Below are 11,951 nucleotides of genomic sequence, written 5' to 3'. Positions count from 1 at the left end.
CACGCTCCTTTTACTCGTTGGAGATATCCATTTATGACTTGGCAGCTTTTTAGCTCAGATTTGCCTTTTTTAAATGAAATCACCGTTTTCCAAGTCAAAACAAAAGGAGAAGTCGCATTATCATATGCGCCACTTGGCACAGCTTCATTTGCTTTAATAAGCATGATTATAACTATTTATATTGCAGCGAAGGCACGCAAAATATCAAGTGAACAAAAAAGAATTGCTCAAGACAAACTTGATCTAGATTTGCTCGATAAAAGATATAATGTAGTTAGGTCATATATTGATTTTTTTAAGTATTTAGTTAATTGCCCGCAAGATAAGGATGACATAATAACCCAAAAGATAAAATTTGAGCAAAATTATTTATATTTTGATATTTTTTTTCCAGAGAAATACAAAAATTTATTTGTTGATTCTAGAGAAATTTTAAGAGTCTTAGCTAAGCATAGAGTAGACGCAATAGGTAATCAGTATTATAATAGCGATCATTTTGATGAATTAGAGAATTCCATTAGTAAAACGTATAATTATTTGACTGAAATGCGAATATTATTAAAGGAATATTCTCCTAATTTTATCCGATACCCCCCCACATCTTCCCCGGCATCACTTGATAAGCCTCAACCAACTGCTCCAGCAGTAGATCAATCGCCCCCGACACCCTGAGTTTGTGGGTGCCTTTGGCTCTAGCAATAGCCTGAACGCTCATCCCGTCCACCATCATCTGGCGCAGGAAGGTCTCCCCAACCTGCCCCAGTGCTTTGCGGACGTACTCGCACCGGGTTACGGCGGCTGCGCGGGATAGCATTATGGTGTGCGGGTCCGGCACGCCGCCTTTGCGGCCAGCCTCCGGGTCTCTGGCGCCAAGCACGCCTGTTTCATAATCCCGCGCCCAGTGTTCGGCGGCGGCCACGTGGGCATCGGTAATGGTGCCAGCACGGCGCAAGGCATACAGCGCCCCGGATGACCGCAGGCGCTTTTCGGGCGGCAGGCTCTGGTGTTCCTGAACGTAAACTTCCGTTACGTCGCCTTTGGCAAGGCGTTCCGGTGTGGCGTTGACTGTTTTGTGCACGTTGCTGCCCCGTGTGGTTTGGTGTACCTTCCTTGGGCGTCACGGGGTTTCTCATACGCATACAAACGGCGGCGCAGGGTGCAGGCTTCCAATTCCGCCTCTGCCCGCCGTTTTTGTTCCTGGGCAAGTGTCGCCCTCAATTCCTCAAATGCTGTTATCGGGTTGGGCTTGCCTTCAGCCCGCAACTTCAGGTTCCGCAGGAGTGTGCGCAGGCTCATGCCGCCACCGCCTCTGTGCTGCTGAAAAACTGCTGATAGGCTGCCCGGTCATATGGCACGTCCGGCAGGCCATGTTCTTGCGCCAGATCGGGCCACTGGCGGGTAACCGCGCCAAAGTCCCGGCAGTCGGCAAAGGCTTTTTTCCAGACCTGCGTGGCCCGGCCCCATGCGTCCTCCAGCTGGCGCATATCCTCGGTTTTGTGGGCGTCTGCTGGCGGGGCCGAGGGCATGGCCTCCATAACCTGCTGCGCTTCAATGCCGCGCAGCACTTCATCCTCAAACACCTTCAGGCGGCGCGGCTCCTCGCCATTGTTGCGTATGGCGGCCTGATGCTTCTGAATGGCAGAGATTATGGTTTCTTCCGTTGCCCCCAAGCCCATCCAGCGGCGGGCAAACGAGATGGCAAAGGATACCTGGTCACTCATGCCCGAGACCGAGACCATGCGGGCGGCTACCCGGCGCACCAGAGCATCGTCCAGTTCGGTTTTGGGTTTTTCGGTTTCGCCAGAAGTAGAACCAGAAGGAATATATGTTCTCTCTAACTCTAGATCTATGGGAACCGAAGAAACCGAATTTTCCATAACCGAAAACCCATTGGGTTTTTTGTTTGGGTTTTCAGCAGCAGGTTTTCCACCCGCAACAGTAGCCACCAAAGGCATATGCCGCTGGGCCTGTTGCTGTTCCACTTCGCGCGCACGGCGTGCCCGGGCCTGCTCGGCACTCTCGCCCTTGCGCGGGCGGCCACCTGCCCCACCATTCTGGCGGGCGGTCACCACTTTGCGGCTCATGCCTTCCGGCATGTCCCCACTTTCCTGCCACTGCTCCCACTGTGCATCGGCCAGCGCCTTGCGGGCTTCGCGCTCTTCCTTGCGGAGCAGCTTGGCATAGAGGTGGGGGCTGAAGAGCGCACCCACATCATCCCGCGCCATAAAGCCGGACTGGAGAATAGTGGGCAGCGTACGGGCCAGTACATCGCCTTCCAGCCATGCCTGTGTTGCCACCTGCCCGTCTGCCAGCACCAGTTGGCCAGCGCGGAACACGGTTGAACGCAGTTCCTTAAGCGCATCGTGCAGGTTGGTTACAACCCCGCGTAGTTCTGCTGGCATGGAGCGCAGCATTTTGAACGGGGTTACGGTTGAGGGGTCAAACTCAGCAAGAACAGGCCGCATCATGCTACCCCCATAAAGTGTTGCATCAGTATCCGGGCCATGTCACCCGCGCCTGCTGCCTGCTGCCTGCTGCCTGCTGCCTGCTGCCTGCTGCCTGCTGCCTGCTGCCCTAACCATTGGCGGAGTCCTTGCCGGCAACAACGCTGGGGCGGCTTTGCTCCTGCACCTTGTGAACAAAGGCCAGTGCGCGCTCCAGCAGTTGCTTGGCGTGCATCATTTTGGGGGCAATTTCCTGCGCCTCCTGCCGGTCCACAACGCCATCGTCCAGAATGCGCATGGCCGTGGCCATTATGTCGCCAGAGGCAATGGCGTATTCGCTCATGTCCTGCCCAAAGTCACCGGGGCCGACATGCAACGGAATGGCCGCATAACCCAACGCCTGCGCCATAGCATGCAACAAAAACGGGTGTTCCGCGCAGTGGTCCAGATCCAGCGCCACATCCAGCGGAATAACCGCATCCCGCGCGCGGTTGGAGTAATCGGAAAACTGCGTTCGCCCTACCCTGCCAATACAGGCTGCGGCATCTATGCCGCCCACATGGGCAATGGCCTGCTTGATGGCGGTTTTTATGGCGGGAACACACGCAGCGGAAAATGGCTGTTTCATGCCCTTTCTCCCTGCATAGGCGCAACACGAGCCGGTGTATTGCCACACCGGCTCGTACGCCTCACCATGACGCCCGCAAAGTCAGTCATGGAGAACCAAAAATGTTGAATGAAGAACTGCAACGCCGGATGCTCCAGCATATGCTGGAGAACATGCCAGACGGTGCATGGATGGGAGAGTTTGAAGAACTTGATCCCCAAACTCTCATTTCCAACCTTAACTATCTTGACGATCTGGGCCTCTGCACTAGCGGCGTTGCACATGACCAGTCGGGCGATGAGCTTGTTTATCCATCCCGAATTACGGCCAAGGGTGCAGATTTCATCAGTCAGGACGGTGACCTTAGCGCCAAACTGAACACTGTCACTATCCGATTGGATGAAAGCACTATCAAGCAGTTGCTTGCCGCCAAAATTGACCAGGCCGCCATTAGCGAAACAGAAAAGAAAACCCTCAAAGATCATCTGATGGCCCTTTCTGGAAAGGGCCTCGAAGCCTTAACAGCGGACTTGGTGGGCAAAGCTGTTGATCAGTTTCCGGGCGCCATTCATCTACTGAAAACAACATTTCACCTCTAATGGACCCCAAGAAGGAAAAGTGTGCGTAAACGCCCGGTTGGCCAGCCATATGCACCCAAAAGCCATTGAGGTAATTCCGGGCAAAAGCCCCAGACACACGCAAGATGCTTTTACCTTCGGGCGTCCAATCCAGAAGAACAGTCAAAGCGGCAAAGAAGAGGCGAGATTGTCTGGAATTTTCTTCTTTTGGGGAACCATTAGGCGCGAGCATTTCAGCTTCGGCCATCCGCTGGGCAAAGGGCACTCCAATATCAACAAACCCTTTTTTGTCACATTGCCCATGCAGCTCTTCAACTCTGCTAGTAGCAGCATTGCCGCCAGCATGATCGGACAAAGAAGTAAGCCCATATTCAAGCCCTACAATACGGGCTGATTGGCAGTTATCTCCCGGCTTCATGCCCTTCCTCCCTGCATAGGCGCAACACGGGTCGGTGTATTGCCACACCGGCCCGTACGCCTCACGATGGGGTTGCTAGACTGAACCACCGTGAGAACTCTTGAATGATTTATTGGACTGTTATGGCCATCCTCGGGCTTGTCGCCTTTGGGGTCATAGGCTGGATTGGCATAATTCTTTATGTCGCTGTGACCACCATCTTTGGGAAAGAGACCAAACAGACAAAAGTAACCGGCTCTTACGATCGGCGCCCTGCACGTGATAAAGCCCCGATACGAGTAGATTACGGTAATGGCATGCGCCTTGGCCGCTACACGGCCGGAGCCTATGGCGATGCTCTGACACAGGTAGATGGAGGGAAGAAAAACATCTTCTCCCGGCTTGTCATCACCTACGCTGATGCCCGAGAAGACCTGACTGCCCGAATAATCGACGTGCAAAGCTTCACGCTGGCAGCCACCCCGGACGGAGAGATCGTCCCCTTCAACCTGACTGCCTTTTGCGAACTGCGGCAGGCCCAACGTAATTTTAGGGCAGATCGCATCCTGCTGGCGGCTGATGGCCCAACGGGGAAAGACCTTTCCGATCTGCTCGGCGCTCTCCAAACCGCTCCCAATACCGTATCTTTCGACCGAAAAACTGCCATTCTGCAAAAGGTCGCAACGGACGAAGTGGAAATTGAATACCAGTTCCGGGCACCAAACTTTAAGCGGGTTAAAGTAAGACCAACCCAGATCGGTTACACAGAACACGCACGAGGCAACGACAGGGAGCGGGCTCTGCTCTTCATTGATGGAATGATGGAAGGGAAAGACACCCCACAACGCTTTAAGGTCGACAGAATCCAAAGCACCTATCGTGCGGATAGCGGCACCGAAATTACCAACCTTGCAGCCTTCTTCCTGCAAAAAAAGGCTCCGCAGGCCTCTGTTCCATTCGCCTAAACCGGACGACACACTGTTTGGCCGAACCGAGTTCGGCTGACAGGCAGAGCTACCCGCAGCATGATTGGTCGCATGAAAGACCATCATGCTGCCAATCCATTATTGTTCCCAACCTCAAGCAACCAGTCGGCAGGCTTAACCTGTCCGCCCGACAACTCCTCAACCTTCAGGACAATACGAAGAGGGACACTGCGCCGACCACTTGCGTATCCATGCAAGGTTGTGACGGAGCACCCCAACTCCTTCGCCATGGAAGAAAGAGTAATTTTTTCGGCTTTGAGATATGAGCGTATATCCATGTCAGATTTTTTCGCACTGTGCGAAAATTTAATCAAGCGTAATTTCGCAAATGAGGTCTGATTAAGTTTTACGCAATGCGCGAAAATAGAGCTATGGCTGGCACTCAATTCACCTTGCATATTCATCTTCGCGCATGGCGTAAGCATCGCGGGTTGACACTAGAACAAACTGCGAACATGATCGGATCAAAGCCCAATACTATTTCGGGCTGGGAGACGGGTGGCCGCAAGGTGGATTTAGACGATCTCAAAAAATTGGCTGATGCCTACGGCGTAGATCCCGCTGCACTCTTATTCGCACCGCCCGGTGGCCCCAAATTTGAAGCCATGAAAGAAGCCAGCAATTTAATCGAAGATATGTCCCCTGAGCACGCCAAAGCTTGGCTTGATTTGGGTAAAGCTATTGTTTCCAAAAAACCTGATGCCTAATTATTTCGCATAGCGCGAAAAAATATTTGACAGAATATTTCGCATAGTGCGAATAATCCTCCATCACAACCCGTGATGGAGAAACCCCATGCCGAAACCGGCAGACCCAGCACAAACCCCGTGCGTGTCCTATGATGACAACGAGCGCATCAGACGCATCTGCATCCGCGTAGCCGAACACTCACGCGGTGGGCAGGACCGGGCGGTCCGCAAGCGAATTTTCGACGTAACGGGAACCCTGCTGCGGGAGTGCCATCTGCACACCCGCCCGCTTGATCTGGCCACCATGGAATGCGCCAGCATTGAGCAGGTTCTGTCCGACCTCTCCCTGCTCCGCAAAAACCTGAACGTAGGCACCGGCTACTTCCCGCCGACCATCCGCCTGCGTTTCCAGCAGCATAATCAGGAGGCAGCATGACCTGCCCTTTAAGCGCGCAGCTTGTGGCCACGCGCCAGCGCAAAGCCGCGACCCAACGCAAGATCGGGCTGTTTCAGGCCATGGCCGACACCCTGTTCCTCCGTGCGGATGAGCAGGAGCGCTGGCGGGAGGCCTGCATGGCCAGCAACAACCCAGATGGCGCGGGCACATGGCAGCGCCTGGCCAACCATACCCGGAACGAGGCGCACGAATACGTCCGCCGCATCGACCTTCTGCAAGAGAACCTGCGATGAACAGCCAGCACTTTAACACTCACCGGGCCAAGCTGGAGCAGCTGGTCTACACCCACGCCCCCAGCGACCATGTTGCCAGCGCCATGCTGCAACACATCAAGCATATGGCCGCAGCCATGCAGGCGGAGGAAGCCGAGGCCACAACCCGCCTCCACCAGTCCCACGCCCTGCACCGCGCCCCGGTCGCGCGCATCCGCCAGTTCATTCTGGGCGAAGTGAGGGCCGCATAATGCCAGCTAACCAGATTGACCTGGAGGAACTGCTTGGCACCAAGCAACCCGCTACCCCCCGGCAGGAGCCACAGCGCATCCGGTGGGACAAAGCCTTGGGCAAACGTATCCGCCACCGGCGCACCCAACTCAGCATGAGCATGGACCGCGTGGCCGAGGCCGTGGGCTGCTCCTACCAGCAAGTTCAAAAATACGAGCTGGGCCGCAACGCAATCAAAGCCGCACTGGTGCCCGTGCTGGCAGAAACGCTGGCCGTGCCAGTTACATGGTTTTTCGAAAGTTCAGACGCATGAGTGAACAACTCTCACAGACCGAGCCATTGGAACAATTTCTTACCGCCAAGGAGGTTGCGAGTTGCCTGAAGGTAACGACTCGCACGCTCTACAGGCGGATGGATAGTGGCAATTTCCCCAAGCCGGTAAAGTTCAGCGAAAATTGCGTACGCTGGAGGGAACAGGATGTTAAAAGTTGGATATCAAGCCTTGAGATGCCTCGAGCTACAGCCGTATCAGCCTCATCGATTCGATGAGGGGGCGGACCTGAGATACCCCCGGTACCGAAAAATTATGGGGGTATTTTAGGGGGTATTTTCTAATGGTGGAAAACTTTTACTAATATAAATCAGCATATTGAATAATATGATCGACAGACGCCCGGACCTCCACTTCCCCTTGAAATAAATAATTCTACGTCCATGGCTTTACATGGCTGTGTAGCGGTTTGATCAGAACCACAATGATACGTGGCAATAGCCTCTTTTCAGATTGAGGTTCTGATCAGTACAGGTCGCAGCAGGTCGTCTGCCCGAGGTTTAAGGGCGGGTAAGCTTTTTGTATTGGGCCATCAGACGGTTCCGGCGCAGGCTGGATAGTTTTTGTAACCAGAATACTCCGTCTAATTGATCAATCTCATGCTGAAGGCAGATTGAGCGAAGGCCAGTCGCTTCTCTTTCCTTCAATTCCCCATTCAATTCGGCATACCGGATTTTAAGCGAGCCTGAGCGCGTCACGCTCGCCACCACACCGGGCATGGATATGCTCCCCTCCTCGTTTTGTACCATATTGTCGGATTGCCAGATAATTTCGGGGTTAATGTAAATTTCCGGTTTATCCGCGTCTGGCAGATCCAGAACAACCACGCGCAGGCCTACTCCAATATGTGGGCCGGTTATGCCGATGCCCTGAGCTGCGCGTACTGTGTCCAGCAGATCGGTGGTGAGGGTACGCACAGCGTTATCAAAAAGGACCACAGGGGCGGCTTTCTGCCGTAAGCGCTGGTCGGGGAAAAAGACAATGGGCTGCACGGTCATGAAGTATCTTTGGCTGCTCTGCGGTTTGTTCCAACTCGCTCCAGATATCTTGGCTGCCGTGTAGCAGTCCATGACTTATGTGGCGGAGAAAGTGCTGTGGATTGTATCGGGTCTTGAGCCATATTCAAGAACGCGTTGGGGGCTTGCCCAAAGGCGCATCTGTTGCCACAGTCAGTGAATGAGGACCAATAAAGTACTTATTTGTGGCGTCAGGCCGTGTGAGTTTGAGCAGAGTTCTCGCCAGACCACGCAGGCATGGCGGCCAGAGTGCAAAAGATAATGCAACAACCTGCTTTTCAACCCGACCATGCCGATAGCCGGCGTTCCCTGCCTGAAGCATTTGCCAGCATTCGGGTGCCGCAGGATAATACCCATTGGATGCGGCGTTTTCTCAGTTACGTTGGTCCTGGGTATATGGTGTCTGTTGGGTATATGGACCCCGGCAACTGGGCAACGGATTTGCAGGGGGGCGCGCGTTTTGGCTATGCACTGCTGTCTGTTATTGTGTTGTCCAATTTTATGGCAATTCTGTTGCAGGCATTGTCTGCCCGTTTGGGTATTGCGACCGGCCTGGATCTGGCACAGGCATGCAGGCAGCGTTTTCATCCCGTGTTGAATATTCTGCTCTGGGTGGCCTGCGAACTGGCCATTATTGCCTGTGATCTTGCGGAGGTCATTGGTACCGCCGTTGCATTGCAGTTGCTTTTTCACATTCCATTGCTTGCGGGTGCGCTGATTTCCAGCCTTGATGCGCTTCTTGTTTTGTTTCTTATGAACCGTGGTTTTCGGTATCTGGAAGCGTTTATCATAGGGCTGCTGAGTATTATTGCCCTGTGTTTTGCTGTGCAGCTTATTGCGGCGGCTCCCCCGTTGGCTGCTGTTTTTTCCGGGTTAAAGCCTTCGCTTTCAATCCTGACCAATAGTCAGATGCTCTATATTGCCATTGGCATTATTGGGGCGACAGTTATGCCCCACAATCTGTACCTGCATTCATCCATCGTGCAGAGCCGGGCGTATGAGAGAACCGAACGTGGCCGCAAGGATGCCATACGCTGGGCCACATGGGACAGTTCCATAGCTCTTATGCTTGCACTGTTTATTAACGCAGCCATTCTTATTGTGGCAGCCGCGGCGTTCCATACAACCGGGCATCAGGATGTTGCAGAAATTCAGGATGCCTACCATCTGCTTTCCCCCCTTCTGGGGCTGGGGGTTGCATCGACCCTGTTTGGTCTTGCTCTGCTTGCGGCAGGCACCAACTCAACCATTACAGGCACATTGGCCGGGCAGATTGTTATGGAGGGTTTTCTGCACCTCAGATTGCCGCATTGGGCGCGGCGGCTTGTAACCCGCGGACTGGCGATTGTGCCTGTTGTGATAGGGACTATGCTGTATGGTAATACAAGTGTTGGTCAGCTTTTGATGGCCAGTCAGGTTGTGCTGTCCATGCAACTGCCTTTTGCGGTTATACCGCTGGTTCTGTTTGTTTCTGACCGCAGGCTTATGGGGGGCTTTGTTATTTCCCGACCTTTGGCGGTTTTGGCATGGTTTGTCGCGGGTCTGATTCTTATTCTGAACTTCAAACTGCTGTATGACACCATAATTCTTTAAGGTGGCACCAAGCCATGACACACCACCTTCTTACGGCCACAGGTACAGGAACTTAACATAATAAGCGTTGGTTTCTGGTGTATTCCGGCCTTCGATAGAGTGTGCGTAGCGCGTTGTAAAACTGATGGTGCGGCTGATGTTGAACATAATTCCCAGACCGGGGGCGATCTCTCGGCTGCTGGAATTGCTCAGATCGTAATGTGCGCTCTGGTCATATGTTCCACCAACATTTTGCCAGTCAAATGCAAAAAATGGCTCGACCAGTTTGCTTGCTTTCCAGCTAAAACGTAAATTGCTGTAAAAGACAACGCCGGGCGAATAGCTATGCTGGTTGGTTTTGTGTTTTGTCGAGCCGACAACCGTGCCGACATCACCATCAAAGCTGAAGTGCTTCCACTCATAGTCAAAAATAATGCTGGATATGTTGGCCCAGTAACCGGAGGCCAGACTATCGCGCGTGCCTGATGGGGTTTGCAGGAATGTCTGAAAACCCAGAGTGCTCTTTGTATTGGGCTTAAACCATGCGGCCGGGCCGACTATTGTGCCACCCAGACCGCCATAATTTGTACCGCCTGCCAGAGTATAGTTTTCAGATTGTATGACTTCAAAAGCAAAGCCAACGTGTGGGAGTGCGTCAAACGTACGAAAATGTACGTATTTGGTCAGCCCCGACCATGTATGGCTTCCACCGTGGGCAGGCACACGCTCCCCCGTGCCGTTATAGGTGTTCCCCGATGCGTTGCCATTACCGTACTGGACCAGCACATTGAATGGTTTGTAATCCACCGGCAGGTCATATTCATGCGGGCCAATAATACCCAAGGTTATGTCCGCAGCATAAGACTGGTGTGGAACAGGTAACAGAAAAGCCGTTCCACAAAGGCTGAGGGCCAGCATAAGCCGTTCCGGATTTGCGCCAAACCGCATGAAAAGTCTCCATTATGGAGGCTGCCGTTGAAAAACAGATGGCAGCATGTTGGTGTGATAAACGACCATTTGTAAAAAGCAGGCCACGGTGCTGTGCCTGCTTGGAACGGAGGTGTTTACATATTGGCAGCTTAAATACGAAAATAAATGAATAGACTATAAACATAATACGCATGAGTTCACGGGAGTGTGTCTGTCTCCTTAAAAAACTGTTCCATTTTTGAGACAGGCAGAACAGTGCGGAAATTTTAGCAGGGAATATCCACGAATATTTTTTAGGCTGGATTGAAATAGTTATAAAAAACCCTTGCAACATAATGAAATGCTGCAAGGGTAGGTTTAGTAAAATGTTAGAGATTGGTTATTTTACAAACTGCGTAATGGCGGCATTAACCGCCGCAGCATTTTCCAATTGTGGCATATGGCCAGACTGAGGGAGAATGGTCACGGTTATGCTGTCTGGCAGACCCTTTGCATCGTTAGGGGACAGAACTTCGTCGTCAGCCCCCCAGATGATCTGAGATGGGCCGGAAAAACCGGTCAAGGCAGGGCGCAGGTCATCCGCCTGCTGGCCATGGGGAAAGCAGGCCTGTGCAATTGTCTGCAAGCTTTGCAGTGCTCCGTCCAGCCGTTTGAAACGAATGATATCTTCAATCATTTTGCGCGAAATCAGAGTTTTGTCGTGCACAAGATAGTTCAGAACCGGCTCAAGCGTTTTACGCCGATCTGCGGAGATAAAGCCGTCAATAAAATCCATATTGATGCCCTGTCCCAGCCCGGCTGGGGCAATGAGGGAAAGAGAGGCAACTTTTTGTGGAAAAGCTTTGGCAAGCTCCAGTGCAATAGCGCCACCAAGTGAATGACCAACCACGTGGGCTTGGGTGATATCCAGCTTATCCAGCAAAGCGGCGGTCGTTGCGGCAAAGGTTGCGGGCTTTCCATCCCCTACGTTTTTGGATGACCCACCATGGCCCGGCAGATCGAAGGCAATTGTACGCCGGTCGGTGGAAAGGCTGTTCTGGTTCAGCATCCAGTTGCTCAGGTCTCCACCAAAACCATGTATGAACAAAAGGGGCGTGCCATCGCCCTGCCCCGCTTTTTGCACACGGAGGGTCAAGTCTCCAACGCTTAGCAGAACAGGCTCCGCATGATCGGCCTGTGTGGGGGCGGCACTGTCGGATGAAAAATCAGCCTGAAATTTTGCAATAAATGCATCAATATCGGCGTCACTCACCGCAGGGTCTGCCAGAACACCCAGTAGCGCCCCTACGGGGAGTGTCTCGCCTTCTGCTGCAATCTGGCGGCGTAATGTGCCCGAAGCCGGGCTTTCGTAACCATTGGTGATTTTGGTGGTTTCTATGTCTGCAATTTCCTGCCCTGCGTCTACATGCCCACCGGGGGGAATGTTCCAGCTGGCAATTTTACCTTCGGTCATGGCCAGACCAAATTTGGGCATAGTGATGGGGGTAATAAGGTCTGTCAT

General features: G+C 53.0%; 18 protein-coding genes. 11 read left to right on the top strand and 7 right to left on the bottom strand.

All coding sequences use genetic code 11. The annotated features are described in order from the left end of the window. Positions 1-33 precede the first annotated feature (33 nt). Entirely contained in the window at positions 34-672 is a 639-nt protein-coding gene (locus AABE20_RS00300) for a hypothetical protein (protein ID WP_338331293.1), read from the top strand. On the opposite strand, the gene AABE20_RS00295 is transcribed toward AABE20_RS00300, so the two are convergent. The 3 genes from AABE20_RS00295 to AABE20_RS00285 all read right to left on the bottom strand — a co-directional run bounded on the left by AABE20_RS00295 (position 581) and on the right by AABE20_RS00285 (position 3,072). Continuing rightward, positions 581-1,078 carry a hypothetical protein gene (locus AABE20_RS00295; RefSeq protein ID WP_338331292.1) on the bottom strand — a complete coding sequence of 166 codons (498 nt, stop codon included), beginning with the start codon at positions 1,076-1,078 and terminating at the stop codon, positions 581-583. The genes AABE20_RS00300 and AABE20_RS00295 overlap by 92 nt on opposite strands. Before the next feature lie 214 nt (positions 1,079-1,292). Further along, complete coding sequence (locus AABE20_RS00290; protein ID WP_338331291.1) at positions 1,293-2,468, bottom strand: hypothetical protein; 1,176 nt, start codon at positions 2,466-2,468, stop codon at positions 1,293-1,295. Positions 2,469-2,574: 106 nt separating this feature from the next. Next, positions 2,575-3,072 (bottom strand): phage regulatory CII family protein, encoded by a 498-nt coding sequence (locus tag AABE20_RS00285; protein WP_338331290.1) that lies wholly within the window; start codon positions 3,070-3,072, stop codon positions 2,575-2,577. Between the two features lie 101 nt (positions 3,073-3,173). Between AABE20_RS00285 and AABE20_RS00280 the strand changes: the two genes are divergently transcribed. The 3 genes from AABE20_RS00280 to AABE20_RS00270 all read left to right on the top strand — a co-directional run bounded on the left by AABE20_RS00280 (position 3,174) and on the right by AABE20_RS00270 (position 4,991). Then, a complete protein-coding gene (locus AABE20_RS00280; protein ID WP_338331289.1) occupies positions 3,174-3,650 on the top strand; it encodes a hypothetical protein in 477 nt (158 codons plus the stop codon). Positions 3,651-3,699: 49 nt separating this feature from the next. Then, on the top strand, positions 3,700-4,023 hold the full coding sequence (locus AABE20_RS00275; protein WP_338331288.1) for a hypothetical protein: 324 nt from the start codon (positions 3,700-3,702) through the stop codon (positions 4,021-4,023). A gap of 146 nt (positions 4,024-4,169) precedes the next feature. Next, the gene (locus tag AABE20_RS00270; protein ID WP_338331287.1) at positions 4,170-4,991 is read left to right on the top strand and encodes a hypothetical protein; all 822 of its coding nucleotides are present in this window, start codon (positions 4,170-4,172) and stop codon (positions 4,989-4,991) included. An 83-nt stretch (positions 4,992-5,074) separates the two neighbouring features. Here AABE20_RS00270 and AABE20_RS00265 read toward each other — a convergent pair whose 3' ends face one another. Next, positions 5,075-5,416, bottom strand: a complete 342-nt coding sequence (locus AABE20_RS00265; RefSeq protein WP_338331286.1) for a helix-turn-helix domain-containing protein — start codon at positions 5,414-5,416, stop codon at positions 5,075-5,077. Between AABE20_RS00265 and AABE20_RS00260 the strand changes: the two genes are divergently transcribed. The 6 genes from AABE20_RS00260 to AABE20_RS00235 all read left to right on the top strand — a co-directional run bounded on the left by AABE20_RS00260 (position 5,366) and on the right by AABE20_RS00235 (position 7,150). Further along, a complete protein-coding gene (locus tag AABE20_RS00260) occupies positions 5,366-5,719 on the top strand; it encodes a helix-turn-helix domain-containing protein (protein WP_338331285.1) in 354 nt (117 codons plus the stop codon). The genes AABE20_RS00265 and AABE20_RS00260 overlap by 51 nt on opposite strands. Before the next feature lie 88 nt (positions 5,720-5,807). Next, positions 5,808-6,137 carry a hypothetical protein gene (locus AABE20_RS00255; protein WP_338331284.1) on the top strand — a complete coding sequence of 110 codons (330 nt, stop codon included), beginning with the start codon at positions 5,808-5,810 and terminating at the stop codon, positions 6,135-6,137. Next, a complete protein-coding gene (locus tag AABE20_RS00250) occupies positions 6,134-6,391 on the top strand; it encodes a hypothetical protein (RefSeq protein WP_338331283.1) in 258 nt (85 codons plus the stop codon). The genes AABE20_RS00255 and AABE20_RS00250 overlap by 4 nt, the downstream gene beginning before the upstream one ends. Beyond that, positions 6,388-6,621: a hypothetical protein gene (locus tag AABE20_RS00245; RefSeq protein ID WP_338331282.1), complete on the top strand. Its 234-nt coding sequence runs from the start codon at positions 6,388-6,390 to the stop codon at positions 6,619-6,621. Before AABE20_RS00250 ends, AABE20_RS00245 begins: the two co-directional genes overlap by 4 nt. After that, positions 6,621-6,914 (top strand): helix-turn-helix domain-containing protein, encoded by a 294-nt coding sequence (locus AABE20_RS00240; RefSeq protein ID WP_338331281.1) that lies wholly within the window; start codon positions 6,621-6,623, stop codon positions 6,912-6,914. The genes AABE20_RS00245 and AABE20_RS00240 overlap by 1 nt, the downstream gene beginning before the upstream one ends. Further along, positions 6,887-7,150 carry a helix-turn-helix transcriptional regulator gene (locus tag AABE20_RS00235; protein WP_338331280.1) on the top strand — a complete coding sequence of 88 codons (264 nt, stop codon included), beginning with the start codon at positions 6,887-6,889 and terminating at the stop codon, positions 7,148-7,150. The genes AABE20_RS00240 and AABE20_RS00235 overlap by 28 nt, the downstream gene beginning before the upstream one ends. A gap of 282 nt (positions 7,151-7,432) precedes the next feature. Here the strand turns inward: AABE20_RS00235 and AABE20_RS00230 are convergent, their stop codons facing one another. Beyond that, positions 7,433-7,930: a peptide deformylase gene (locus AABE20_RS00230; protein WP_338331279.1), complete on the bottom strand. Its 498-nt coding sequence runs from the start codon at positions 7,928-7,930 to the stop codon at positions 7,433-7,435. A gap of 279 nt (positions 7,931-8,209) precedes the next feature. Between AABE20_RS00230 and AABE20_RS00225 the strand changes: the two genes are divergently transcribed. Further along, a complete protein-coding gene (locus AABE20_RS00225) occupies positions 8,210-9,541 on the top strand; it encodes an Nramp family divalent metal transporter (protein WP_338331278.1) in 1,332 nt (443 codons plus the stop codon). Between the two features lie 30 nt (positions 9,542-9,571). Here AABE20_RS00225 and AABE20_RS00220 read toward each other — a convergent pair whose 3' ends face one another. Both AABE20_RS00220 and AABE20_RS00215 read right to left on the bottom strand, forming a co-directional pair. After that, positions 9,572-10,438: a transporter gene (locus AABE20_RS00220; RefSeq protein ID WP_338331842.1), complete on the bottom strand. Its 867-nt coding sequence runs from the start codon at positions 10,436-10,438 to the stop codon at positions 9,572-9,574. A 391-nt stretch (positions 10,439-10,829) separates the two neighbouring features. Further along, positions 10,830-11,951 carry an acetoin dehydrogenase dihydrolipoyllysine-residue acetyltransferase subunit gene (locus AABE20_RS00215; protein WP_338331277.1) on the bottom strand — a complete coding sequence of 374 codons (1,122 nt, stop codon included), beginning with the start codon at positions 11,949-11,951 and terminating at the stop codon, positions 10,830-10,832.

Origin of the sequence: Acetobacter zythi, assembly GCF_963921165.1 — a bacterium.
Classification (GTDB): domain Bacteria; phylum Pseudomonadota; class Alphaproteobacteria; order Acetobacterales; family Acetobacteraceae; genus Acetobacter.
The sequence above is the reverse complement of the archived record's forward strand: the minus strand, read 5'-3'. Positions and strand labels throughout refer to the sequence as shown.

Bases quoted from the DNA above. Each gene is read 5' to 3' on its own strand.
- AABE20_RS00250 (WP_338331283.1), top strand. From the start codon at position 6,134: ATGACCTGCCCTTTAAGCGCGCAGCTTGTGGCCACGCGCCAGCGCAAA.
- AABE20_RS00270 (WP_338331287.1), top strand. From the start codon at position 4,170: ATGGCCATCCTCGGGCTTGTCGCCTTTGGGGTCATAGGCTGGATTGGC.
- AABE20_RS00240 (WP_338331281.1), top strand. From the start codon at position 6,621: ATGCCAGCTAACCAGATTGACCTGGAGGAACTGCTTGGCACCAAGCAA.
- AABE20_RS00225 (WP_338331278.1), top strand. From the start codon at position 8,210: ATGCAACAACCTGCTTTTCAACCCGACCATGCCGATAGCCGGCGTTCC.
- AABE20_RS00245 (WP_338331282.1), top strand. From the start codon at position 6,388: ATGAACAGCCAGCACTTTAACACTCACCGGGCCAAGCTGGAGCAGCTG.
- AABE20_RS00275 (WP_338331288.1), top strand. From the start codon at position 3,700: ATGCACCCAAAAGCCATTGAGGTAATTCCGGGCAAAAGCCCCAGACAC.
- AABE20_RS00220 (WP_338331842.1), bottom strand. From the start codon at position 10,438: ATGCTGGCCCTCAGCCTTTGTGGAACGGCTTTTCTGTTACCTGTTCCA.
- AABE20_RS00230 (WP_338331279.1), bottom strand. From the start codon at position 7,930: ATGACCGTGCAGCCCATTGTCTTTTTCCCCGACCAGCGCTTACGGCAG.
- AABE20_RS00265 (WP_338331286.1), bottom strand. From the start codon at position 5,416: ATGAATATGCAAGGTGAATTGAGTGCCAGCCATAGCTCTATTTTCGCG.
- AABE20_RS00280 (WP_338331289.1), top strand. From the start codon at position 3,174: ATGTTGAATGAAGAACTGCAACGCCGGATGCTCCAGCATATGCTGGAG.
- AABE20_RS00285 (WP_338331290.1), bottom strand. From the start codon at position 3,072: ATGAAACAGCCATTTTCCGCTGCGTGTGTTCCCGCCATAAAAACCGCC.
- AABE20_RS00215 (WP_338331277.1), bottom strand. From the start codon at position 11,951: ATGACAGACCTTATTACCCCCATCACTATGCCCAAATTTGGTCTGGCC.
- AABE20_RS00300 (WP_338331293.1), top strand. From the start codon at position 34: ATGACTTGGCAGCTTTTTAGCTCAGATTTGCCTTTTTTAAATGAAATC.
- AABE20_RS00235 (WP_338331280.1), top strand. From the start codon at position 6,887: ATGGTTTTTCGAAAGTTCAGACGCATGAGTGAACAACTCTCACAGACC.
- AABE20_RS00290 (WP_338331291.1), bottom strand. From the start codon at position 2,468: ATGATGCGGCCTGTTCTTGCTGAGTTTGACCCCTCAACCGTAACCCCG.
- AABE20_RS00260 (WP_338331285.1), top strand. From the start codon at position 5,366: ATGCGCGAAAATAGAGCTATGGCTGGCACTCAATTCACCTTGCATATT.
- AABE20_RS00255 (WP_338331284.1), top strand. From the start codon at position 5,808: ATGCCGAAACCGGCAGACCCAGCACAAACCCCGTGCGTGTCCTATGAT.